The 21,821-nt window shown below is 42.5% G+C and carries 22 protein-coding genes; 13 read left to right on the top strand and 9 right to left on the bottom strand.

Annotation, left to right across the window (positions count from 1 at the left end; translation table 11 throughout):
- The first annotated feature begins 21 nt into the window (after positions 1 to 21).
- The 6 genes from AC4PG5_RS08690 to AC4PG5_RS08665 all read left to right on the top strand — a co-directional run bounded on the left by AC4PG5_RS08690 (position 22) and on the right by AC4PG5_RS08665 (position 6,186).
- Positions 22 to 984, top strand: coding sequence for a stage II sporulation protein M (locus tag AC4PG5_RS08690; RefSeq protein WP_492028546.1), 963 nt, complete (start codon positions 22 to 24; stop codon positions 982 to 984).
- Positions 965 to 1,900, top strand: a complete 936-nt coding sequence (locus AC4PG5_RS08685; RefSeq protein ID WP_492028545.1) for a hypothetical protein — start codon at positions 965 to 967, stop codon at positions 1,898 to 1,900. The genes AC4PG5_RS08690 and AC4PG5_RS08685 overlap by 20 nt, the downstream gene beginning before the upstream one ends.
- A gap of 3 nt (positions 1,901 to 1,903) precedes the next feature.
- Positions 1,904 to 2,527, top strand: a complete 624-nt coding sequence (locus AC4PG5_RS08680; RefSeq protein ID WP_492028544.1) for a DUF4129 domain-containing protein — start codon at positions 1,904 to 1,906, stop codon at positions 2,525 to 2,527.
- A 61-nt stretch (positions 2,528 to 2,588) separates the two neighbouring features.
- Complete coding sequence (locus AC4PG5_RS08675) at positions 2,589 to 3,830, top strand: DUF4350 domain-containing protein (protein WP_492028543.1); 1,242 nt, start codon at positions 2,589 to 2,591, stop codon at positions 3,828 to 3,830.
- 24 nt (positions 3,831 to 3,854) lie between these two features.
- Positions 3,855 to 4,829, top strand: coding sequence for an AAA family ATPase (locus AC4PG5_RS08670; protein WP_492028542.1), 975 nt, complete (start codon positions 3,855 to 3,857; stop codon positions 4,827 to 4,829).
- 46 nt (positions 4,830 to 4,875) lie between these two features.
- Entirely contained in the window at positions 4,876 to 6,186 is a 1,311-nt protein-coding gene (locus AC4PG5_RS08665) for a DUF58 domain-containing protein (protein ID WP_492028541.1), read from the top strand.
- A gap of 13 nt (positions 6,187 to 6,199) precedes the next feature.
- On the opposite strand, the gene AC4PG5_RS08660 is transcribed toward AC4PG5_RS08665, so the two are convergent.
- Genes AC4PG5_RS08660 through AC4PG5_RS08645 form a run of 4 tightly spaced genes read right to left on the bottom strand, consistent with a single transcriptional unit; the run spans position 6,200 to position 8,113 of the window.
- Positions 6,200 to 6,439 (bottom strand): immunity 17 family protein, encoded by a 240-nt coding sequence (locus AC4PG5_RS08660; protein WP_492028540.1) that lies wholly within the window; start codon positions 6,437 to 6,439, stop codon positions 6,200 to 6,202.
- On the bottom strand, positions 6,436 to 6,849 hold the full coding sequence (gene tsaE, locus AC4PG5_RS08655) for a tRNA (adenosine(37)-N6)-threonylcarbamoyltransferase complex ATPase subunit type 1 TsaE (RefSeq protein WP_492028539.1): 414 nt from the start codon (positions 6,847 to 6,849) through the stop codon (positions 6,436 to 6,438). Before tsaE ends, AC4PG5_RS08660 begins: the two co-directional genes overlap by 4 nt.
- A gap of 15 nt (positions 6,850 to 6,864) precedes the next feature.
- Positions 6,865 to 7,668: a metal ABC transporter permease gene (locus tag AC4PG5_RS08650; RefSeq protein WP_492028538.1), complete on the bottom strand. Its 804-nt coding sequence runs from the start codon at positions 7,666 to 7,668 to the stop codon at positions 6,865 to 6,867.
- A 22-nt stretch (positions 7,669 to 7,690) separates the two neighbouring features.
- The gene (locus AC4PG5_RS08645; protein ID WP_492028537.1) at positions 7,691 to 8,113 is read right to left on the bottom strand and encodes a phospholipase; all 423 of its coding nucleotides are present in this window, start codon (positions 8,111 to 8,113) and stop codon (positions 7,691 to 7,693) included.
- A 206-nt stretch (positions 8,114 to 8,319) separates the two neighbouring features.
- Between AC4PG5_RS08645 and AC4PG5_RS08640 the strand changes: the two genes are divergently transcribed.
- A complete protein-coding gene (locus AC4PG5_RS08640; protein WP_492028536.1) occupies positions 8,320 to 9,321 on the top strand; it encodes a M28 family metallopeptidase in 1,002 nt (333 codons plus the stop codon).
- Positions 9,322 to 9,323: 2 nt separating this feature from the next.
- On the opposite strand, the gene AC4PG5_RS08635 is transcribed toward AC4PG5_RS08640, so the two are convergent.
- Positions 9,324 to 10,553 carry a 3-phosphoshikimate 1-carboxyvinyltransferase gene (locus AC4PG5_RS08635; protein WP_492028535.1) on the bottom strand — a complete coding sequence of 410 codons (1,230 nt, stop codon included), beginning with the start codon at positions 10,551 to 10,553 and terminating at the stop codon, positions 9,324 to 9,326.
- Between the two features lie 163 nt (positions 10,554 to 10,716).
- Between AC4PG5_RS08635 and AC4PG5_RS08630 the strand changes: the two genes are divergently transcribed.
- The 6 genes from AC4PG5_RS08630 (at position 10,717) to AC4PG5_RS08605 (ending at position 14,167) form a co-directional block, all read left to right on the top strand.
- Positions 10,717 to 11,046: an ArsR/SmtB family transcription factor gene (locus tag AC4PG5_RS08630; protein WP_492028534.1), complete on the top strand. Its 330-nt coding sequence runs from the start codon at positions 10,717 to 10,719 to the stop codon at positions 11,044 to 11,046.
- A 163-nt stretch (positions 11,047 to 11,209) separates the two neighbouring features.
- Positions 11,210 to 11,440, top strand: coding sequence for a thioredoxin family protein (locus AC4PG5_RS08625; protein ID WP_492028533.1), 231 nt, complete (start codon positions 11,210 to 11,212; stop codon positions 11,438 to 11,440).
- Between the two features lie 10 nt (positions 11,441 to 11,450).
- A complete protein-coding gene (locus AC4PG5_RS08620; protein WP_492028532.1) occupies positions 11,451 to 11,867 on the top strand; it encodes a nitrophenyl compound nitroreductase subunit ArsF family protein in 417 nt (138 codons plus the stop codon).
- 4 nt (positions 11,868 to 11,871) lie between these two features.
- Positions 11,872 to 12,582, top strand: coding sequence for an aromatic aminobenezylarsenical efflux permease ArsG family transporter (locus tag AC4PG5_RS08615; RefSeq protein WP_492028531.1), 711 nt, complete (start codon positions 11,872 to 11,874; stop codon positions 12,580 to 12,582).
- A 129-nt stretch (positions 12,583 to 12,711) separates the two neighbouring features.
- Positions 12,712 to 13,140, top strand: a complete 429-nt coding sequence (locus tag AC4PG5_RS08610; RefSeq protein WP_492028530.1) for an arsenate reductase ArsC — start codon at positions 12,712 to 12,714, stop codon at positions 13,138 to 13,140.
- 58 nt (positions 13,141 to 13,198) lie between these two features.
- Positions 13,199 to 14,167 (top strand): permease, encoded by a 969-nt coding sequence (locus AC4PG5_RS08605; protein ID WP_492028529.1) that lies wholly within the window; start codon positions 13,199 to 13,201, stop codon positions 14,165 to 14,167.
- Between the two features lie 665 nt (positions 14,168 to 14,832).
- Here AC4PG5_RS08605 and AC4PG5_RS08600 read toward each other — a convergent pair.
- The 4 genes from AC4PG5_RS08600 to AC4PG5_RS08585 form a co-directional block, all read right to left on the bottom strand.
- Positions 14,833 to 16,485, bottom strand: a complete 1,653-nt coding sequence (locus tag AC4PG5_RS08600; protein ID WP_492028528.1) for a RagB/SusD family nutrient uptake outer membrane protein — start codon at positions 16,483 to 16,485, stop codon at positions 14,833 to 14,835.
- A 23-nt stretch (positions 16,486 to 16,508) separates the two neighbouring features.
- Positions 16,509 to 19,877 carry a TonB-dependent receptor gene (locus tag AC4PG5_RS08595; protein ID WP_492028527.1) on the bottom strand — a complete coding sequence of 1,123 codons (3,369 nt, stop codon included), beginning with the start codon at positions 19,875 to 19,877 and terminating at the stop codon, positions 16,509 to 16,511.
- Positions 19,878 to 20,027: 150 nt separating this feature from the next.
- Positions 20,028 to 20,957, bottom strand: a complete 930-nt coding sequence (locus AC4PG5_RS08590; protein WP_492028526.1) for a FecR family protein — start codon at positions 20,955 to 20,957, stop codon at positions 20,028 to 20,030.
- Between the two features lie 98 nt (positions 20,958 to 21,055).
- Complete coding sequence (locus tag AC4PG5_RS08585) at positions 21,056 to 21,628, bottom strand: RNA polymerase sigma-70 factor (protein ID WP_492028525.1); 573 nt, start codon at positions 21,626 to 21,628, stop codon at positions 21,056 to 21,058.
- Positions 21,629 to 21,821 lie beyond the last annotated feature (193 nt).

Below are 21,821 nucleotides of genomic sequence, written 5' to 3'. Positions count from 1 at the left end.
TTTATAATTAATCATCATGAGATGAAAGAAGTTACATTTATTCGTCGCAATATAGACAAATGGAAGGATATAGAACGTTTGATTGACAACGTTTCTGTACAGAATCCGGACTCCATCGCTGATGCCTATTCGAATGTGACCTCTGATTTAGCTTTTGCTCAAACTCATTTCTCGAATTCTCGCATTACGATCTATCTCAATAATCTGGCCTCGACTTTACATCATGAGCTTTACAAAAATAAACGTGAAAAGTGGAGCCGTATCTTGACTTTCTGGAAAGATGAGATACCTCAGGTCATGGCTTTGTCTAGGAAGGAACTTAAACTGTCTTTCTTGATTTTTATCATTAGTGTTGGAATTGGAATCTTATCTGCGGCAAATGATCCGGATTTTGTTCGCTCGACCTTGGGCAATAGCTATGTTGATATGACGATGCATAACATAGCCGCCGGTAACCCAATGGCAATTTACGGTTCCTCTTCGGAGTTACCTATGTTTTTAGGAATAACATTCAATAATGTCATTGTCTCTTTTAATTGCTTTGTAATGGGCTTGCTGACCGTCTTTGGTACAGGATATATGTTGTTGAAGAATGGGATTATGATTGGAGCTTTTCAAACTTTTTTCTATCAACAAGGCTTTTTAGGAGAATCTATGTTGGCCATTTGGTTGCATGGTACCTTGGAGATTTGGGCTATTATTGTGGCTGGCTCTGCAGGAATCGTTCTTGGCAACAGTTGGCTTTTTCCAGGAACTTACTCTCGTTTAGAATCTTTTAAACGGGGGGCGAAACGTGGACTAAAAATCTTAATAGGGACTGTTCCCATTTTCATTTTGGCGGGTTTCATCGAAGGTTTCTTCACTCGCCATACTGATTGGTCGGACATATTGAGATTGATGATGATTCTGTTGTCGTTAGGATTTATCTTTTTTTACTATATTTATTTACCCAATAAAAGAACTCATGGAACCGCAAAAACCTAGAATTACGTTGTATGAAAGACGTTCGTTTGGAAATAAACTGAATGCTTCTTTCGATTTTATTAAAGAAAATTGGAAGCCTTTATTCAAATTTAGTACATATCTTCTCTTGCCATTGTCTCTTATACAAGGTCTAAGTTTAAACGGCTTAATAGGAGGAATGACCAATTTGGGAGCACTTGAAAATTCTGATGCAATAGCTGGGTTGGGATCGCTTGGGGTTACTTTCCTTTTGCATTATAGTTTGTATATTTTATTATTCATCATTGGAAATATAGGCTTGTCCGCTTTGGTTCTTGCATTGGTGAAGAGCTATAATGAGAGAGAGGATCGCCTTCTGAATATCACTCTTAAGGAGTTGAAGCCTTTATTGTTGTACAATGCTAAGCGTGTCTTTTTAGCAGGATTGGCCGCCTTTATCGTTTTATCTGTTGTCTTATTTGTGGTGGCCCTTTTCGCAGCTATTTCGGCTTATACGATGATTTTGACGTTGCCTTGTTTCATCGCTTGCCTTGTTCCCTTGTTGCTGTTAACCCCCATTTATGTTTTAGAGAAAATTAGTTTAGGAGATGCGGTCTTTAAAGCCTACCGATTGGGATTTCCGACGTGGGGGGGAATCTTTTTGATTGCTTTGGTTATGGGTATTATCGCCAATGTTTTGCAAGGTGTGTTTACTGCTCCTTGGTATATTGCTTTCTTGGTGAAATATTTCTTTATGATGAGTGATGCGGCTAATGTTGCAACCGTTTCTCCATGGTATGCATTTATGTTATATGTTTTTGCGGTGATTCAAGTGTTTGGAACTTATCTTTCAATGATCTTTTGCCCTATAGGTGTTGTCTATCAATATGGGCATGCTTCTGAAGTGGTCGATTCTGTGAAAGTTGAAGAAGACATTGACAATTTTGAAAATCTTTGATAAATGGGAATAACATCCCCTGTTGATACATTAGCCTGTGATACTGTGCGGATTGCTGCATTTCAAAGCAATCCGGCATATAACTATGAACGTGACTTGTTGAATCCTGATATCAACTTTTTGGAATGGATTGTCAAATGGGTGATGAGCTGGTTAGATAAATTATTAAATCACCCGTTTGTGCAAGAATATTCTTGGCTTTTCTGGTCTCTAGTTATTCTTGTTATTGTCGGTTTACTGACTTGGTTTATTTATAAAAGACGTCCCGAGCTCTTTTCCCATTCTCGTAAAGGAACGTTAGCTTATAAGGTTGAAGAAGATACGATCTATGGCGTCGACTTTGAATTACGGATTACCGAAGCTTTCGCATGCTCTGACTATAAAGAATGTGTACGCTTGATCTATTTACAAACTTTAAAAGAATTAAATGATGAGCATCGTTTAGAATGGCAACTTTACAAAACGCCTTCTCAATATGTTTACGAAGTCAATATGCCACTATTTAAGCAACTGACTCAACTTTTCCTACGTGTACGATATGGTAATTATGATGTTGTTTCAGAGGATGTTGATTGGGCTAAAAAGAGCCAGCAAAAAGTGATGAAAGGAGAGGGTGATGAAAAATAGTCGGCGTTTTTTTATCGGCATATTTCTATTTATGCTACTTGTCTTTGCTATAGAATGGCAAATGCCTAAGAAATTTGTTTGGAGTCCCACCTATCATCATACCGACCATCAACCGTTTGGGTGTGCTGTGTTCGATAGTCTCTTGTCGACAACCCTTCATAAGGGCTATTTTTTGTCTGATCAAACCTTCTATCAGCTCTGGGAACGTGATTCTCTATTGAGAAGTGATTCACTCTCGAAAACGGATTCGCTCTTGAAGCGTGCATTCTTAGTGGTTGCCGATCAACTGCTTTTATCAGATTTGGATGTTGAGAGCGTATTGAAAATCGCCGACCGTGGTCATACGGTGGTCCTTGTTGGCAGTTCTTTTGGGAAAAATATTGAGGATACTTTGGCTTTTAAATGTTGGAGTACCCGTTCGAATATTCAAGCTTTTAAACAGACGTTTGCTTCTCATGTCACGCGTGATAGCATAACTTGGAGTGACTATTCTAGGGGGTATTCAAAACAGAGGTATAGATTCAATGGCTATTTATGCGGTTCGTTCTTTAAAGGATTTGATTCTATTCCGTCACGTGTCTTGGCAACTAAGGATTTGACCGAAGATGTTCAATTCTTTAATCCTTCTGATACCTTAAAAACCTCATCGGTGTACCGAAACTACCATCCGGCTATGGCGTTTGTTCGGCAATATGGTGAGGGGCGCTTGATTTTTGTTTCCACTCCACTTCTATTTACTAATTATGGCATACTTGATCGTGAGGGACGTTATTACATTTCCCGCATTCTTTCGGAATTAAAAGACTTGCCCGTGTCTCGTCTTGAAACTTATAATCCTCAGTTGGCAGAAGGGCAATCTCCATTCAGCTTCTTATTATCAAAGCCACCACTTCGCACAGCTCTTTATCTGACGATGTTGGGGATCATCTTATTTATGTTTTTTACAGCCAAACGTAAACAACGCATTATTCCTGTGATTTCTCCTCCGGTAAATCGCAGTGTGGAATTTGTAGAACTGATTGGTTCGCTTTATTTTCGTAAGCAAGATCATGCCGATCTCGTGAAAAAGAAATACACGTATCTCGCTGAGGAACTTAGACGGACGATAAGGGTGGATATCGATAATGCCGATCAGGATTTACAGAATATAAAAACGATTTCTCAAAAGACTGGGATCGGAGAAGAGCAGATTCGTTCGTTCTTTCGTCAAGTTCGCCCGGTTATTTACGGTGCCCGGTCGGTTCATTCGACTCAAATGAAGCATTTTATAGATCAAATGAATGAAATTATCAAACAGATATAATCAAACAGATATAAACTCATAATTATGGAAGAGCAAATTCAGCAGCGCATTGATTTGTCGGCTTTCTCTACTCAAATAGAGGAGCTAAAGAAACATATCTCTTCTGTCATCGTTGGACAGGAACAAACGGTCGATCTAATTTTGACTGGTATTTTTGCTAATGGGCATGTTTTACTTGAAGGAGTGCCCGGAGTCGCAAAAACCCTATTGGCCAGATTATTGTCCCGTTTGATCGAAGCCGATTATAGTCGCATTCAATTTACTCCCGACTTGATGCCGAGTGATGTACTAGGAACCATGGTTTTTAATATGCAGACCAATACGTTTGAGTTTCATCGTGGTCCGGTGTTTGGAAATCTAATTCTTGTGGATGAGATTAATCGTGCACCGGCTAAAACTCAGTCGGCCTTGTTTGAAGTTATGGAAGAACGGCAAGTGACGGTTGATGGAACCACTTATCCGATGGGAGAGTTGTATACCATTCTGGCAACTCAGAATCCGATCGAACAAGAAGGGACGTATAAGCTTCCTGAAGCACAGCTTGACCGTTTCTTGATGAAGGTGACGATCGATTATCCTTCGCTTGAAGAAGAAGTCAACATCTTAGAGCGACACCACACTAAATCATCTTTCTTAAAGCTAGAGGACATAAAGCCGGTTATGACCCTTGAGGAGTTACTTACGCTTCGTCGGTTGATGGATCAAGTGTTTGTTGATCGTACGCTGTTACATTACATGGCGCTCATCGTACAACAAACGCGAACCAGCAAAGCGGTTTATCTTGGGGCTTCTCCTCGAGCTTCGGTATCTATGCTTCAAGCTTCAAAAGCTTATGCTTTATTGCAAGGACGCGATTTTGTTACTCCTGAGGATATTAAGTTTGTAGCACCTTATGTCCTTCAACACCGACTGATCCTAACTGCTGAGGCTGAGATGGAAGGTTATTCTCCGATTAAGGTTACTCAACGGTTGATTGACAAGGTGGAGGTTCCTCAGTAATCCGTTTTTCTAAATAAGAGTATTCATTATAAAATAGTATTGCACCTTGTATTTAACCCGTCGGTTTTATTATCTATTTATAGTGGCCGTTGTCTGGTTCGTCATCGGATACTTCTGGCCTACTGGGGTGACAGTTGCTCAAATTGTTCTGGGACTGCTATGCTTATCTGTTGGAGTAGATAGTCTATTACTCTATCATCGGCGAGGCATTACGGCTTATAGAAGTTGCTCCGATCGTTTCTCGAATGGAGACGAAAATCGTGTTAACATTCGCGTCGATAATAGCTACCCGCTAACCTCTTTTCTCGAAATCATTGATGAAATCCCGTTTGTGTTTCAACGGCGAGATGTCTGTTTCCGCTTGAAGCTCCATCGCGGGGAAGGGAAGCAAGTGGTGTATCATCTGACTCCTAAGGAACGTGGGGTTTACGGTTTTGGACAGGTCCGAATTTTGGCAACTAGTCTCATTGGTTTAGTGGCTCGCCGTTATACGTGTGGAACGCCTCAAGAGGTTAAAGTCTATCCTTCATTCTTGATGCTTCACCAATACGAATTGTTGGCTGCGACTCAAAACTTGACGGAATTTGGTATAAAGAAGATTCGGCGGGTTGGGCATCAAACTGAATTTGAACAGATCAAGGATTATGTGAAAGGAGACGATTACCGCCGTATCAATTGGAAGGCCAGTGCCCGTCGGCATGAGCTGATGGTGAATGTTTATCAAGACGAACGTTCACAGCCTATCTATTGTGTGATCGACAAAGGACGTGTGATGCAACAGGCTTTTGGGGGAATGACTTTATTGGATTATGCCATTAATGCGTCTTTGATGTTGTCGTATGTGGCCATGCGAAAGGAAGATAAAGCCGGACTGGTGACTTTCAACGAGCATTTTGAGACGTTTTTACCGGCCTCCAAGGAGAGTGGGCATCTGCAAACCTTACTTGAAACGCTTTATAAACAACAGACGACTTTTGGAGAGACCGACTTTTCACGACTTTGCATTCATCTAGGTAAGCAGCTTAATAAAAGGGGATTATTGGTCTTGTTTACTAATTTCGCTGACATGAATGCCCTTAATCGACAACTCTCTTACTTTCAACAACTTTCTCGTCGCCATCGGTTGCTTGTTGTTTTCTTTGAAGACGATGAACTGAATGCGTATGCCGAGCGACGGGCTATCGATACCGAGGGGTATTATCGGCGTGTCATTGCCGAAAAGTTTGTTTATGAGAAACGTCTGATGGTTTCCACATTAAGACAAAACGGTATTCACGCCCTATTAACGTCTCCTAATGACCTTTCGGTGAATGTTGTCAACAAATATCTGGAGATTAAAGCGCGTCAGTTGATCTAAGATCAGGCTAGTCTTAGTTGAGGTGTTCCATGGCTATGGCTTGGCGGGTGGCGATAAAGAAGAACAGAGCCATGCCAAGAATGATGATACCGAGAATGCCATAGAAGAGTCGAGCCTTTTTACGTCCTACGTTTGCAATGATTGACTTTGCATTGCGAGTAGAGAAGAACCAATTCCAATTGAGTAGTGCAGCTAGCAGAGCGGTGATCCCTGCTAGTGCGAATAAGCTTTGTACGATATATTGTCCTCTCATAATGTGATCACTCTACTGCCGTCTTCACGCTCCTCGATGGTTACTTTTACCGCATCACCCGGTAGAAGTTCTTCCACTAGTTCCGGCCATTCGATAAAACATAAAGCGCCACTGTAAAAATAGTCTTCATATCCCATGTCGTAGACTTCACTCAGCTTTTTGATGCGATAGAAGTCGAAATGGTAGATCAGCTCTCCGGATTTGTCGGAGCGATATTCATTGATAATCGCAAAAGTTGGTGAGGTAATCACGTCAGTAACCCCCAACTCTTCGCATAACGCTTTTACAAAAGTGGTTTTTCCGGCTCCCATTTTACCATAAAGGGCAAATACGGTATTGTCGCCCATTGCTTTGATAAACTCATGGGCAGCTTCACGAAGCTGATCGATTGATTGAACTTTGATTTCCATATAATTTTTAGTCATTTATTTCTTTAAAAGTAGTTTCACTATTTTGCAAATCGCATAGATCATAATGGAGAAAAAGATGATCGATGCTCCCGATGGCACTTGCCAATAATAAGAAAAGATCAGTCCTCCCAGGCAACCTAAAAGGCTGATTCCGATAGAGAGCCAAATCATGCGCTTAAAATTATAAGTAAACAAGTTGGCGGTCATTTGAGGAATGGTCAATAGCGAGATAGCCAGTACGATACCCACGATGCGCAAACACCCCACGATGGTTAGCGCAATAAAGGCCATGAGCAAATATTCAATTCGTGTCACCGGAATGCCTTGCGAACGTGCAAAGTCGCGGTCGAATGCAATGCTTATGATTGGGTGAAGGTAAAGGCTGAAAAACAGAATCAATAACACATTCAGCCCCCCTAGTAGCCATAGGTCGGAACGTGTAATGGTCAGTATGTTTCCAAAAAGATAAGATGATAAGTCCGTCGCAAAGCCTGGCGATAAGAAGCTGAACATAATACCAATAGCCATTCCAAACGTCCAGAACACGGCAATAGCCGAATCTTCACGCATGTCGTGTCGTTTGCTTAACCATTCTACTCCAAAAGCTGAAAGTATGGAGAAAAGAGCGGCCGATAAAATGGGAGATAAACCGGTATACAGTCCCAGTCCGACGCCGCCGAATGAGGCATGAGTGATTCCGCCACTGATGAAGACCAAACGTCTGGTTACGATATAAGTTCCGATAATGCCACAAGCAATGCTTGCTAGCAAACCTCCGATCAGGGCATGTTGGAAAAACGTATATTGTAGTAGATCCACGTATGAATGGGTTTTATGATCATCAATGTGTAATTCGTCTTTCACCGACGATGAGATAAACTTCGTCTTTTAACCCGTCAGGAAGTTCAATTCCACGGAGTTGGAGACTACGAATCCATCCTGCGACATCAATCTCGGCCATGGTGTAAAGAACGTCTCGAAACTGTTCCGTTTCTTGTTCGGTATACGTTTCGCCATCTTTTCCAATAAACCGGTCGAGATCTTCATCGTCATAATATTCAATTTTCTGACTCACGGCTGCAAGTAGACTGTCGTGCTCGCAGGTTTCATGTTGTCCACAACATTCGGAGTCCACTTCTTCAATTTCGGGCATGCGATCTAACTCTCCACGCTCAATCTTTTTCTGAAGTCCTTTGTTACGAACGTATCCGGCAATTAATGCTATAACAGCCAATATCAAAAGACTACCAACTAATATCCACATAACAAATTAGAAACTGATTTTTCGCAAAGTTACTCATTAATTTGTATTAATTGGTCATTTTGGAGTTTCAATACTTATAAACTTTTCTGTTTTTTCGATCGGTTTCGTGTTCGAATCTGATCAAAAAGGGGAGACGGATCGGGCCGTTGTGCTTTTAGTTTTCCGAATTTTCTCTATCTTTGCCGAACGATATAAACACTATTCACATGAAAAACAAATCTTTAATCGTATGGGCACTCAGTTGCTTTTCTTTGTTTTGCTCGGCGCAAGCTCCTGTGCAAAAAGGATTAATGAGTATCGACCGTTCGACGGCTGAGGCTCATATCGACTTCTTGGCAAGTGATGCTTTGCAAGGTCGTGAAGCCGGTTGCAACGGCTCTCGTATCGCGGCTCGTTATCTAGCCTCACAACTTCAGTTGATGGGTATCTCACCTCTGCATACCACCTATTTTCAGCCTTTTTCTGCTTATCATCAAGAACGGCAGAAGCGTGGTCGTTGGCAAGTCCACCCCGATTCCATTGCTCGACTAGAGAAAGAGGTTCATCAGAAAATTGATCTGACCAATGTGTTGGGTGTTATTCGTGGCCGCCAGACCGATGAATATGTCATTGTCGGTGCTCATTTCGATCACCTAGGCATTGATCCGATGCTTACTGGCGACCAGATTTATAATGGCGCCGATGATAATGCGTCCGGTGTTTCCGCAGTTCTTCAGATTGCAAAAGCCTTTGTAAAGAGTGGCCGCCAGCCCGAACGTACGGTGATTTTTGCCTTTTGGGATGGAGAGGAAAAAGGACTATTGGGTTCACAATATTTTGTTCAGTCGTCTTCGTTTATAAAAGAGGTGAAGGGGTATCTAAATTTCGATATGATTGGTCGCGATAGTGATCCGAAGAACCCTCGTACCGTGATGTACTTCTATACACAAGCCCATCCGGCTTTTGAACAGTGGCTCAAAGAAGACATCAAAACGTATCATCTCGATTTGGATCCGAACTACCGTCCATGGGATAACCCGGTGGGAGGGAGCGATAATGGTCCATTTGCCAAAGTTGGTATTCCGATCATTTGGTATCATACGGGAGGACATCCCGACTACCATCAGCCATCCGATCATGCCGATCGGTTGAATTGGGCCAAGGTGGTGGATATTACGAAAGCTTCTTTTCTGAATGTTTGGAACTTGGCTAACGAGAAGAACTATTAAGTCTAAGCCTTCTCAATGACCGTGAAGCCTGCCGAACGTAAGTCGTTCCAATAGTTCGGATACGATTTAGAGACGACTTGCGGCTCGGCGATCTGTAGATCCGGAAAACGGAGAGCAGCCGGTGCAAAAGCCATAGCCATGCGATGATCTTCATACGTGGCAATACAAGGAGAGGCTTCGGGTTTGCAACGCTCCCCTTCCCAAGATAAGAGGCGTCCATCCTCTTCTTTAATGACGTATCCTAGTTTATGAAGCTCGTTGATGAGTGCCGTGATGCGATCGGTTTCTTTGATTTTCAGACTTTGTAATCCCGTAAACCGAAACGGAATATTCAGCAACGCACAAGTCACCACAAAGGTCTGTGCTAAGTCGGGAATATCAATCAGATCCTCCTCCAGACGGTCGACTGTGTCAGCTGTCTTTACTAATCGTACGCCGTTCGACGTATATTCGGTCTGCACACCCAAACGAGCAAAGATCTCAGCGCCACGGCTATCCCCCTGATAACTTTTGGCAAACAATCCCGTTAACTCAATGTCCGCCTCAGGACTAAGAGCGGCGATTTGATACCAATAAGAAGCTGCACTCCAATCACTCTCTACGATAAAAGGACAACTCCGATAAGGGGTAGGGGCGACAGTGATCGACTGTTCCGAAGTCCATTGTACTTGTGCCCCGAAATCAGTCATGAGTTGTAATGTCAGGTTGATGTAGGGGCGTGAGATGATCTCACCACTTAAATGCAGAGTTAGTCCGTTAGTCAGATTCGGTCCAATCATCAATAAGGCTGAAATGTATTGCGAGCTCACATCCCCTTTTAAAGTGATGGAGTTTCCCTTCAACGATTCTCCTTTGATGCTTAATGGAGGAAATCCTTCTTGAGCGACATAAGTGATCTCTGCCCCAAGTTCCCGAAGGGCGTCGACCAAGATACGAATCGGGCGTTGTTGCATTCTGCTTGTACCGGTAATGGTTCGCTGTCCGGGAGTGACACTCAAGTAAGCCGTTAGAAATCGCATAGCCGTCCCTGCTGCCATAATGTCAATCACTTCATTTCCGTCTTTTAAGGCTTTGATCATCACTCGCGTATCGTCGCAATCGGATAAGTTTTGTGGAGCAATCTTTCCTTGAGCGAGTGCATTAATGATCAAAGCACGATTACTGATGCTTTTTGATGCCGGTAAATTAATGGCTGTTTTGATCGATAACGGAGATAGAAATGTATAGCGCATAAGAGACGTTTTGGTGATCTATTCAAAGTAATATGTAGCAAAAATAGATAAATTATTCGACAAAACGTCTTTTTGTCTGTTCAAAGCCGAAATTTCATTTTTTTGCTCAATCGTTTGGTGAAATAAATTGTTGTTCGTAGATTTGCGAACAAATAAAATAGACATGTCGGATATAAAAAAGGAATACACGCTTGAGCAGGAACAGATTGCTCGCTTTGCCAAAGCATTAGGCCATCCGGCCCGAATTGCTATTTTGCATTTCTTGGCAGAGCAAACCACTTGCTATTTTGGTGATATTCACGAAGAACTTCCCATTGCCAAAGCAACCGTCTCACAACACCTTAAAGAGTTGAAAGAAGCCGGATTGATTCAAGGTGAGATTGAAACCCCTAAAGTGAAATACTGTATTAACCGTGCTAACTGGGAATTGGCACAACGGTTGTTTGGCAGACTCTTTCAGCAGTGTGCGGAGAAAAAACAGTCTTGCTGCTAGCAGAGACTTTTTTTAAAGGTTGATTGTTCGTAGTTTGGCGAATAACGATTGGAGGAATAGGTGGCGATTGATCACCTTGAACAGAACAAAGATTAGCATAAATCAAAAGGGTTGCATAGACCAAAAGATTTAAATCGAATAATAACTTAAATAAAATAATGATATGGAAATAAAAGTATTAGGAACCGGTTGTGCCGGTTGTAAAGCGTTGTTTGCAACAGTAGAGAAAGTCGTTAAAGAATCGAATCTTGAAGCGACCGTGGTTAAAGAAGAAGATCTGATGAAAATCATGACTTACAATGTGATGACTCTTCCGGCATTGGTAGTCGATGGTAAAGTAGTTGCCAAAGGAAAGATCTCTGAGATTGCCGTTAAAGAGTTACTGACCCGTTAATCGAGAGACGATGAAAAGAGGAACTCTTCTTTTACTGGGTTGGCTATTGCTGATCCCGTTTATCACTGTTCAGAGTCAGACTAAAGCATCGCAAAAAGTGGTTGAGGTGCTTTACTTCCATGGCAAACAACGGTGCGTGACTTGTCGCAGTATTGAGAAGCTGACTCAAGAGGTGTTGGCTGCCGATTTTGCCAAAGAGGTGAAAAGTGGCCGGATTAAGTTTAAAACGATCGATATCAGCACCAGTGAAGGGGAAGCCCTTGCGGATACTTATCAGGTGTCGTGGTCGTCGTTATATCTCAACTTGTGGAAAGGTCAGAAAGAGACTCGAAACGACATGACTGCTTTTGCCTTTAAACACGCCAAAAGTAACCCTGCTACCTTTAAGAAAGGAATAAAAGAGAAACTTACGACCCTTTTACGTTAAGACGATGAATGATTATCTTCAAACCGTGATGGAGCAAACCACGCTTCCGGTGCTGACTGCTTTTATCTTGGGACTGTTGACAGCAATCAGCCCCTGTCCATTGGCGACCAACATCACGGCTATCGGTTATATCAGCAAAGATATCGAGAGCCGTCGGCGTATCTTCTTCAATGGGGTGCTTTATGCCTTGGGGCGTGTGATCGCTTACTCCCTGCTAGGCGTGATCCTGATCTCTTTATTACGCCAAGGATCCAACTTCTTCTTGATTCAAAAAACCATTAGTCAATGGGGGGAACGTCTCATCTCTCCCATCTTGATCGTTGTTGGACTGTTTATGCTGTTTGGACATAAGTTGCCGCTTCGTTCGTTCGGCTTTTCGGCTTCCACACGTACCGAGAAACTGCGGGGAAGTTGGGGGAGTCTTCTACTTGGCATCTTGTTCGCCTTAGCCTTCTGTCCCACAAGTGGCGTATTCTATTTTGGCATGCTCATCCCGATGTCGGCTGTCGAAAGTGGAGGCTATGGTTATCCGATGGTCTTTGCTTTAGCTACAGGCTTGCCCGTTCTTCTGGTGGCTTGGGTGCTCGCTTTCAGCGTCGGTCGTCTGGGGCGATTCTATAATCGTCTGCAAATCTTTCAAAAATGGTTCAACAGAGTGGTTGCCCTTCTGTTTATTGCCGTTGGAGTCTACTATGGCGCAGTCTATTTATTTTAAATTAATTCTCATTCCATGATTCATTGATTAGTTAATTATTAATCAATCGACTAAACGTTAACTAAACATCAACTAATCAATGAATCAAGTAATTAAATGACTATAAACTTATTAAATGACCGTTATTTCATGAAAATATTAATTTTATGCACCGGCAACAGCTGCCGTAGTCAGATGGCTCATGGTTTTTTACAATCGTTCGACGAACGTCTTACCGTTTGTTCTGCGGGAACGAAACCTGCCAAACAAGTGAACCCTACTGCAGCCTTGATGATGAAAGAGGTGGGCATTGATCTTTCCGATCATCATCCGATGTCGGTCGATCACTACCTGAATGACTCTTGGGATTATGTGATTACCGTTTGTGGCGGAGCGAATGAGAGTTGTCCGGCTTTTATCGGAAAAGTCACCCATCGTCTTCACCTCGGTTTTGAAGATCCCTCTGAAGCTGTCGGTACGCCGGACTATATCCTTTCGGAGTTCCGTCGCATCAGAGACGACATCAAGACGATTTTCTATTCATTTTATGAGACAGAACTGAAGTCTAACTTAGGTTAATCACTTCAGTCACCTTATGGGTCTTACGACCTTCACTTTACGTTAAAAGAACAGGAACATGATACAGCAATTGGCCGATTGGCTTGTTTTCTCCGTTTTTGGATTAGATGCTCAAAGCCATCTTGGAGCCGCTTTAAACTTTTTCTTTTATGATTCTATCAAGATCTTGATACTATTATTCTTGATCAGTACGTTGATGGGCATCGTAAATGCTTATTTTCCGATAGATCGTTTACGCCATTATCTGGCAACTCACCAACTCTATGGGGCTCAATATTTTTTAGCCGCATTGTTTGGGGCAATCACTCCCTTTTGTTCTTGCTCTTCCATTCCGCTCTTCATCGGATTTGTCAAGGGCGGAATTCCTTTGGGGGTTACCTTTGCTTATCTCATCACTTCCCCTTTGGTTAACGAAGTGGCAGTGGCCATGTTTGCCGCAACCTTTGGTCTGCGTATCACCGTGATTTATGTGGCGAGCGGTCTTGTCCTGGGGATGGTCGGCGGTTATCTGCTGGGCAAGCTGAAACTCGAACGTTATCTGAGCGATTGGGTGCGACAAATTCAAGCTCAAGCCGATCGGGAGTCGGCCTCTTGGGAAGCCGAAAGTACCCCGTTTCGCGAACGTTTACCCATCATTGTTCGGGATGCTTGGGGCATTGTTCGGGGGGTATTGCTTTATATCCTTATTGGTATAGGTATTGGAGCTTTCATGCACGGTTACGTTCCGGAAGGCTTTTTCGAACAATACCTTTCTTCGAATAATCTTTTATCCGTGCCACTTGCCGTTGTTTTGGCCGTTCCGATGTATGCCAATGCTGCGGGTATTGTGCCGGTCATCGAAGTTTTTGTGGCTAAAGGGGTGCCCATTGGTACTGCTATTGCCTTCATGATGGCAGTCGTTGGTTTGTCTCTTCCCGAAGCAACGCTTCTGAAGAAGGTGATGACTTGGCGTCTGATTGGTGTTTTCTTTGGGGTGATTACGCTCTTTATTATCTTATTGGGCTATCTGTTCAACGTGATTCTTTGAGCTTATTTGCTTGGATGCATTCCTATTTCACTCCACACAGAAGTTGTTTTTTGAATTTGATCTGCCATCTGCCACCTGATTGAATGTAAGTATTTGATGGTCTGATTCTTAATAGGGTTGCAGATCCCGTTGCAGATGGGTGGCAGAGACTTGATCTGCCACCTTGGTCAGAAAAAGAAAGCAGCCTATTTAGTCTAAAAGTAGTTTAAACAGAGTTAACCGACATTGTAAGTAAGACAAAAAGCAATCACCCCAAATCGTTAACTTACATAACTAAAGGAATTAATTTAGGAAGCATTTTCAGTGCCACAGCAAGACAATTTTTTCTCAATAGGTGGCACTCAGAGTTTCCCATATCGCCACTTGATTTTCGAAATAGGAAACTTTCTTTTCGACCGTAAGAAAATTAATCGGGAACCTTTTGTAGATTATTTTCTCATTGGTGGATCTTTCTATGCCGTCACTTAACTTGGATTTGACGCTTAAATAGGTCCTGTCTTGTCTTTTAGGCGCGAGATTGTAAATGTGTGAGGTTATCGGTCGAGGCTTACGGCAAAAGGGCGCGACATCTCCATTTGATATAAAAAAAAGATGCAGGATATCACTTACCCTGCATCTTCTTCATATTCAGCTCCAGGCCGTGGCCTGAAACCCTAACCATTCGATTAATAGCCTTCGTTCTGAGTTAATTTCGGATTACTGTCTTTAGCCGATTGAGGTATTGGCCAATATCTGTTATGCGCCTTGAATGTCCGATCCTCTACCTTTTTATCTTTAGCATCTGCATTAGGGTTGATGGTTGCCCGAAGTTCAGGATCAATGGTTGCATCGGTGCTAACCGTACCTACGGCACGTTCCAACACACCGTTAAGCACTTTTTCTGCCACCATTTTACCATCGTCACCTTTCCAGCGTACAAGATCGGCACGACGAAGCCCTTCGCCGGCAAATTCTACTCCTCGCTCACGACGGATCAGTTCGCGAAGCTTTTCCTTAGTATTATACTTGGTCTCGTCAACTTTAGGCATTCCTGAACGTAACCGTACGTCGTTGATGGCGGTGTAAACGCTCGTCGAAGGACCATTAAGTTCATTCTCGGCTTCAGCAAAAGTCAGCAAAACTTCGGCATAACGGAACACGATCGGACAAGCTTCGGTGTCCCAGATGCCTGTGGCATTGTATTGTGTGATCGGATCTAGGTACTTCGCCCAAGTTAGCCCTGTTTTAGAAGCATTATCGGCAGCTAAAGCATAGTTTGGGTTGGCTTTCCCATCTGGGAAGTTCTTATCGAGCGTATTGAAAATAACGACACTACCATCATCTTTTGTAAAGTTACATCCCGGATAGTAGATACTCATCGCCATACGTGGATCTCGGTTGGAAAAAGGGTGGGTCGGATCGTAAGTCGAACCGGTTTCGTCCTTTGTAAGTCCGTTGCTCATTTCGTAAGTATCGACGAGGTTCTGGGTGGGTACGATAGACGACCAACCTCCGTCACCATTATTGTACATTTGACCGATAACTCCCAAAACTCTATTGACCGGCATGTATTGAACCGCAGCGATGATTTCTTTAGAGCTTCTTCCGGTGAGTCGAAACAGATTAGCATAATTCGGTTCTAATTCGTATAAGCCTAGAGCCGTGATGGCTTGTGCTTTGGCTTTGGCTGTGGTGTAATCACCGTAGTAAAGCGCTTCACGCATACGGAACGCCAATGCTGCACCACGTCCTAAACGTCCACGGACACTCGGTTCCTTATTTAAGTCGGGTGTACATTCGTCGAGCTCTTTTTCGATAAAGGTGCGGACCTCAGCTTCGGTGTTGCGAGGTACTTTAGCTTCTTCTGCCGACATATAGTTGTTGATGATGGGCACCCCACCATACCACCAGTTCATGGTGAAATATTGATAGGCTCTAATGACGCGTATTTGAGCAATTAGATCTTTTTTGGCCACTTCGTCTACAAAAGGGATGTCGTTTATTTTCTCAAGAAATGTGTTGCAACGGCGAATCGTTGTAAAGTCGTAAGCGTTATGATCCCCACTTGAAGCGGTGAAAGTGCCATTACCTAAGTTCTTGTAGCCTTCCCATGGGAAGTTGTTATAGGCAAAATCGGACGTACAATCCATGTAGAGGATGTTACCACCATCTTCCCAACCGTCATAGCAGCCGACTGCAAATTTTTGAGCATCTTCTTCTGTTTTCCAAGTGGTGCTTGGCGATAAAGCATCGTAAGGAGTGGTATTCAGAAAGTCTGAGCACGATGCCGTAAATAATCCGATGGTACCGATGAGAATATATTTATTAAATCGTATCATAATTGTTTTTCATTCATTAGTTATTAAAAAGAGACGTTTAAACCGAATGCATGTGTACGAAGCAACGGATAAGAAGACAAACGTTGACTAGTTGCTTCCGGGTCAATGTTGATTTTCATATTATCGATCGTCAACAGATTTTCCACGGAATAATAAATGCGTAAATTAGATACTCCCAATGCGTTTAACACGGTTTTAGGGAAAGTATATCCTAATTGCAAGTTCTTCAAACGCAAATAGCTCGTGTCTTGTAACCAGAACGTCGATTGCGAGTTGGCTGAGCTACTTGGAGAGTTTGTGTTGGTAAATAGTCGTGGCATGTCGGCATTGTGATTGGTCTCGCTCCAAGCGTTCTTCCAGATAGTCGCCGGGTGACCGGCATCGCCGGAGAAGGCTCCGTAGACTTCGCGGGAATCGAATAGACGTGCAACTTTAGCTGCTCCGTTGAACATCATCGATAGGTCGAGTCCTTTCCAAGCGGCATTTAAATTTAATCCGAAGGTATAAGCCGGTTCGGGACTGTTGCAGATGATGCGGTCCTCGGCTGTCAGTTTGCCGTCGTGGTTGGTGTCGACATATTTGATGTCACCCGCTTTAAACTTGCCACCTCCAAAAGGATTACCATACTTGGTTGTGAAGGCATCAGCCTCTTCTTGTGAATTAAAGAACCCATCGGCCTTATAGATGAAGTAAGAGTTGATGGCCTGACCTACCACATTGCGTTGTTTGTATCCGTTGCTTACGTCCATGTGAGTGACAGCCCCTAAGTTTAAGATTTGGTTTTGGTTGTATGCAAAATTAAGGGCTGCACCGAACGTGAATTCGCCGATCTTATCATTGTAAGCGACGTTCACTTCAAGACCTCTGTTTCTCATAGAACCCACATTGTCTTTATAGGCTTCGAGTGCAAACTCATTAGGTACATCTACATCCATGATGATACCCGTGGCCTTTCTGCTGTATAGGTCGATCGTTCCCGATAATTTGTTGTTGAAGAAGCCAAAGTCGACTCCGATTCCCCAAGTTGAGGCTTTTTCCCAAGAAATAGTCGACAGGCGATATTTCTTCTGATAATAACCCGAGTTTAATGAGCCGTCGAAAACATATTTTGAATCGAGGTTATAGGTGTTCAGAGCCGGATAGTAGTCATCTAAAGCATCTTGATTACCTAACTGTCCCCATGAAGCTCGTATTTTTAAGTTGTTCAACCAATCTTTAGTACCTTCCATAAAGGCTTCTTCGCTAATGCGCCATGCACCGGAGAATGAGGGGAAATAACCCCAACGATGTCCTTCTGTAAAGCGTGAAGAAGCATCGGCACGAACATTGGCTTCTAAAATGTATTTTCCGGCATAATCATAGTTCACACGGGCAAACCAAGAGATCATGGCTAGTTCGCGGGTGTTACCTTCGTTGAGTTGGGTTGAAGGATCACCGGCGTTCATGTCGGTCAACTCGTTATTTGGGAAGTTCTTGCGGTACGACTTTTGGTATTTATAGTTGTATTTTTCTGTATGCCAACCAAGTAGTCCTTTTAGATTATGATTTCCAAAACTCTTATCGTAGTTCAATAAGGCGTCGTAATTGGTTCTGTTCCACATATAGAAACGCTCGTCCAAAGAGTTCGGATCGGATTTCTTGTTAGCGTTGTATTGGATGAACTTTTGGAAGTAGCTATAGTTTTGTAGGTTGTTTATATAGGCACCCGACAAGGTGAGCTTTAGTTCCGAGGTAATGTCATAATCAATGGCAGCTGTACCCGTGAAATTATAGTTGTCGCGAGTCACCTTCATGCCTGAATCTAACCAAGCGATGGGGCTACCATCGGAGATTGTTCCCCAAGTACCGTCGTCATGTCTTGCCACAATCCATGGAGCAATCAAGTTAAGCTGACGAAGAATTTGATCGGAACCTCCTCCGGCATACGCCGAACTCGGATCATCGTATTTATTCTTGATGAAGGCCAAATTCATGCGAGCAGACAAACGTCGGTTGATTTTCATGTCTAGGTTAGTACGAGCATTGAACTGTTCACGTGCAGCGTTAGGTAAGATACCGGTCTGATTCAGATACCCGATAGAGGCCATGTATTTCATATTTTCCGCACCGCCGTTAACATTGACATTATGTCGGTGTTGGATTCCTGTTTTGTAGGCCAGGTCGTACCAATCGGTGTTAGGATATAGTGGATCGTTACCGTCTTTAAACTTTTGTATCTCTTCGTCTGTGAAACGGGCCGCTTTTCCCTCTGACAACAAAGCTTGGTTATAAAGCGATGCGTAATCGGCTGAGTTTAGGCGATCGATGACTTCAGTGGCATTCTGGAAGCTTACGTATCCACTGTAAGAGACTTGAGTTTTTCCGGTTTTTCCCCGCTTGGTGGTGACTAGAATGACTCCGTTCGAAGCTTTTGATCCGTAAATTGCTGCTGATGCAGCATCTTTCAAGACAGAGATGCTTTCAATATCGTTCGGGTCTACAGAATTTAAGGTTCCCGACTCCACACCATCGATCAAGATGTATGGACTTGCGGTATTTAATGTTCCTGTACCACGTACACGGATTGAACCGCTATCCATACCCGGAGCTCCGTTAGTCCCAGTGATCGTAACTCCTGGCATCAAACCTTGAAGTCCGCTGGATAAATTCTGAATAGGACGATTCTGAAGTTCTTTATTGCTTACTGTGGCTACGGCACCCGATAGGTTGACTTTCTTCTGTACGCCATATCCTACGACCACCACTTCATCGAGAACTTTTGTGTCTTCTTCTAATTGGATATTATAAACGCGATCGCTTCCTAAAGTAACGGTTTTAGGCTTATATCCGATATAAGAAATTTCAAGTACCGCTTTTTCTGGAACGGATAAGGTGAAATTTCCATCAATATCGGTAATGGTTCCTACGACACTCCCTTTGATCTTAACGGAACCTCCGATAACCGGTTCTCCACTCTTGTCGGTAATCGTTCCTGTGATGGTGCGTTGTTGTTGCACCGAAGAGATGGAATTGGCTTGTGAGGTTTCGTGCTTGCTCAAGACGATGTGGCTGCCTTCTAATTGATAGCTCACATTTTGTTGGTCGAACAAATGGTTGAGGACTTCTGAAACGGCTTTGTGGTTGACGTTAATCGAAACCGGACGGTTGACATTAACATCGTTAGAATAGATAAATAGGTAATTGGTTTGATGTTCTATCTCATTGAGTACATCGAGTAAGGTTACATTACTCTTTTTAATTGTCACTTTGGCATTCTGTGAATTAATATTGCCTGCAAACATGCAAAATGAACAGAACATTAGTAGAAATGTAGTTATACGCATGGTTCTATAAAATAGGTTAACGGATGGAGGATTAGATTGTTTATCTCCTCCATATGATTTTTTTTTCATACTTTTACGATTAGATTTATTAAAAACTTTTTTCACTCTCGGGTGAGAAAGTAAATCTCACGATCGGCAGGTATGGCAGTACTTGCCGATTTTTTTGGGGGGCTTAAGGTGTCTTTGGCATGTTTTTCTTAATTTATGGGTTTAACATGGTTATTTGATATAGATAATATTCGACTCTTCATCTCGTTTATAAGTGAAATGCACCTCTTTTTGCAAGATCTTTAATGCATAATCTATACCGTCGACGAGCCTGAACTTTCCATTCATCTTTGGATTATTCAGACGTGGATTCTGATAGACAAACTTGACATCGTAGTAGACTTCAAATTGTTTTAGAACGTTGTCGAAAGATTCGTCCTTGAAACAGTATAACCCGTCACGCCAGCGATAGAGATCAATGTCGTGTATCTTGCTACGTATCAGATGACCGTTCTTCCAGATTGCTCTATCGTTAGGTGATAAGACTAATTGTGCTGATGGAGTGGAGACTTTGACTCGTCCCTCAACCAATGAGGTTTCGAACTTGTCGGTCTGACCGTATGCGGAGACGTAAAACTTGGTTCCTAAAACTTCAATATTTCCACGTTGGGTCTTCACGATAAACGGATGCTTTTTATCTTTGCTGACTTCAAAATAGGCTTCACCATCAATGGAAACCACTCGTTTATCGGCCGACTTAAAGCTTTGGGGATAGTTCATTCGGGTTTTGGCATTGAGGCAAACTTTAGTGCCATCGCTTAGTGTCAAGTTAACGCGTTGTCCTTGAGGAACGACAATGACATTATCCGGCATTTCATTTAAGGTTTGCTCCATATGCCTTACTGTTGCGGTGATGGTGAGCAATATGACTGCAGCTGTAGAGGCTATACCTATCGCAATCTTACGAAGTAACCTACGATTGTTCTTCTGCGTTTTGATTGTAGATGTGTTGGCGTGTAGTAATAAGGCATCAAACATCTTTCGCTCTCTGAAAAGTTCTTGACGATTTTCATCAGACTCTTCAAGCCACCGACGAATCTGTTTTTCTTCTTCGTAGGTGGTTTCCTTATTAAAGAAACGATATAGTAATTCTTTGTTCATTGGGCTATTTGTCGTTTATACATCTGTCATCTTTTAGATGCATCTATTTAAAATAGCACGAGCGAAGTTTAAATCCCTAGTTAATAAATGCTAATTAACTAAGGATGCAATAAGAAGAGCAGGGCAGGTAGGAAATCTTTCAATGATTTCTTTAATAGTGTGGTTGCTTTTGAAAGATGGTATTCGACTCCTTTGACCGAAATATTGAGCTCGGCTGCAATTTCGCGATATGATTTTTCTTCAAAGCGGCGCATGATAAATATTTGTCTGGTTGTTGCGGGTAGTTTATCTAAGGCCTTATTTACAATTTCATGCATCTCCTTGGTTAACAACTCTTCCGGGTTACAAGTTTCTAACGTTGCAATTTGCAATGAGCGTTTCCATTCTAAATGTTCTTGAAGTTCTTTTGATGCAGTCTGATGATATTGACAGTCTCGAATATGGTTGAGGCATTTATTCTTGATGGCTCTAAAAATGTAGGAGGGTAAGCCGCCTTCAAAGTCCAACCGCTCTCTGTTCTCCCAACAGTACATCATGGCTTCCATGACAATGTCTTCGGCCACCATATGGTCGTCGACATAGGTAGAAGCAAACCAAATGAACCGTTTTTGATAGTCCGAAAACAGTTTATTAAATAGAATTAGTTCGTGGTTGCTCCTGGTTTGTTCCATACAAATACATCTTTATGGGAGGCAAAAATAGAGTTTAAATGTGAAATAGATTGTTTTTTGATAGAAAAATAATTTGATTTGTATCAAAGTCTAAGATGCCTAATTAATAGATATTAATGATTTTTTATGGCATGTTTGTCTTTTAAGATCTTTATTAATCGTTAAGGAGGATTTATCTGGTGTTAGGATTTGG

It is taken from the genome of Bacteroides sp. QWL-09, assembly GCF_058683585.1.
Note: the sequence above shows the minus strand (reverse complement) of the source record. Positions and strands in the feature narration are given on the sequence as shown.

Bases quoted from the DNA above. Each gene is read 5' to 3' on its own strand.
- AC4PG5_RS08670 (WP_492028542.1), top strand. From the start codon at position 3,855: ATGGAAGAGCAAATTCAGCAGCGCATTGATTTGTCGGCTTTCTCTACT.
- AC4PG5_RS08630 (WP_492028534.1), top strand. From the start codon at position 10,717: ATGTCGGATATAAAAAAGGAATACACGCTTGAGCAGGAACAGATTGCT.
- AC4PG5_RS08615 (WP_492028531.1), top strand. From the start codon at position 11,872: ATGAATGATTATCTTCAAACCGTGATGGAGCAAACCACGCTTCCGGTG.
- AC4PG5_RS08600 (WP_492028528.1), bottom strand. From the start codon at position 16,485: ATGATACGATTTAATAAATATATTCTCATCGGTACCATCGGATTATTT.
- AC4PG5_RS08620 (WP_492028532.1), top strand. From the start codon at position 11,451: ATGAAAAGAGGAACTCTTCTTTTACTGGGTTGGCTATTGCTGATCCCG.
- AC4PG5_RS08640 (WP_492028536.1), top strand. From the start codon at position 8,320: ATGAAAAACAAATCTTTAATCGTATGGGCACTCAGTTGCTTTTCTTTG.
- AC4PG5_RS08690 (WP_492028546.1), top strand. From the start codon at position 22: ATGAAAGAAGTTACATTTATTCGTCGCAATATAGACAAATGGAAGGAT.
- AC4PG5_RS08595 (WP_492028527.1), bottom strand. From the start codon at position 19,877: ATGAAAAAAAAATCATATGGAGGAGATAAACAATCTAATCCTCCATCC.
- AC4PG5_RS08585 (WP_492028525.1), bottom strand. From the start codon at position 21,628: ATGGAACAAACCAGGAGCAACCACGAACTAATTCTATTTAATAAACTG.
- AC4PG5_RS08610 (WP_492028530.1), top strand. From the start codon at position 12,712: ATGAAAATATTAATTTTATGCACCGGCAACAGCTGCCGTAGTCAGATG.
- AC4PG5_RS08605 (WP_492028529.1), top strand. From the start codon at position 13,199: ATGATACAGCAATTGGCCGATTGGCTTGTTTTCTCCGTTTTTGGATTA.
- AC4PG5_RS08645 (WP_492028537.1), bottom strand. From the start codon at position 8,113: ATGTGGATATTAGTTGGTAGTCTTTTGATATTGGCTGTTATAGCATTA.
- AC4PG5_RS08680 (WP_492028544.1), top strand. From the start codon at position 1,904: ATGGGAATAACATCCCCTGTTGATACATTAGCCTGTGATACTGTGCGG.
- tsaE (WP_492028539.1), bottom strand. From the start codon at position 6,849: ATGGAAATCAAAGTTCAATCAATCGATCAGCTTCGTGAAGCTGCCCAT.
- AC4PG5_RS08685 (WP_492028545.1), top strand. From the start codon at position 965: ATGGAACCGCAAAAACCTAGAATTACGTTGTATGAAAGACGTTCGTTT.
- AC4PG5_RS08635 (WP_492028535.1), bottom strand. From the start codon at position 10,553: ATGCGCTATACATTTCTATCTCCGTTATCGATCAAAACAGCCATTAAT.
- AC4PG5_RS08675 (WP_492028543.1), top strand. From the start codon at position 2,589: ATGCCTAAGAAATTTGTTTGGAGTCCCACCTATCATCATACCGACCAT.
- AC4PG5_RS08660 (WP_492028540.1), bottom strand. From the start codon at position 6,439: ATGAGAGGACAATATATCGTACAAAGCTTATTCGCACTAGCAGGGATC.
- AC4PG5_RS08625 (WP_492028533.1), top strand. From the start codon at position 11,210: ATGGAAATAAAAGTATTAGGAACCGGTTGTGCCGGTTGTAAAGCGTTG.
- AC4PG5_RS08590 (WP_492028526.1), bottom strand. From the start codon at position 20,957: ATGAACAAAGAATTACTATATCGTTTCTTTAATAAGGAAACCACCTAC.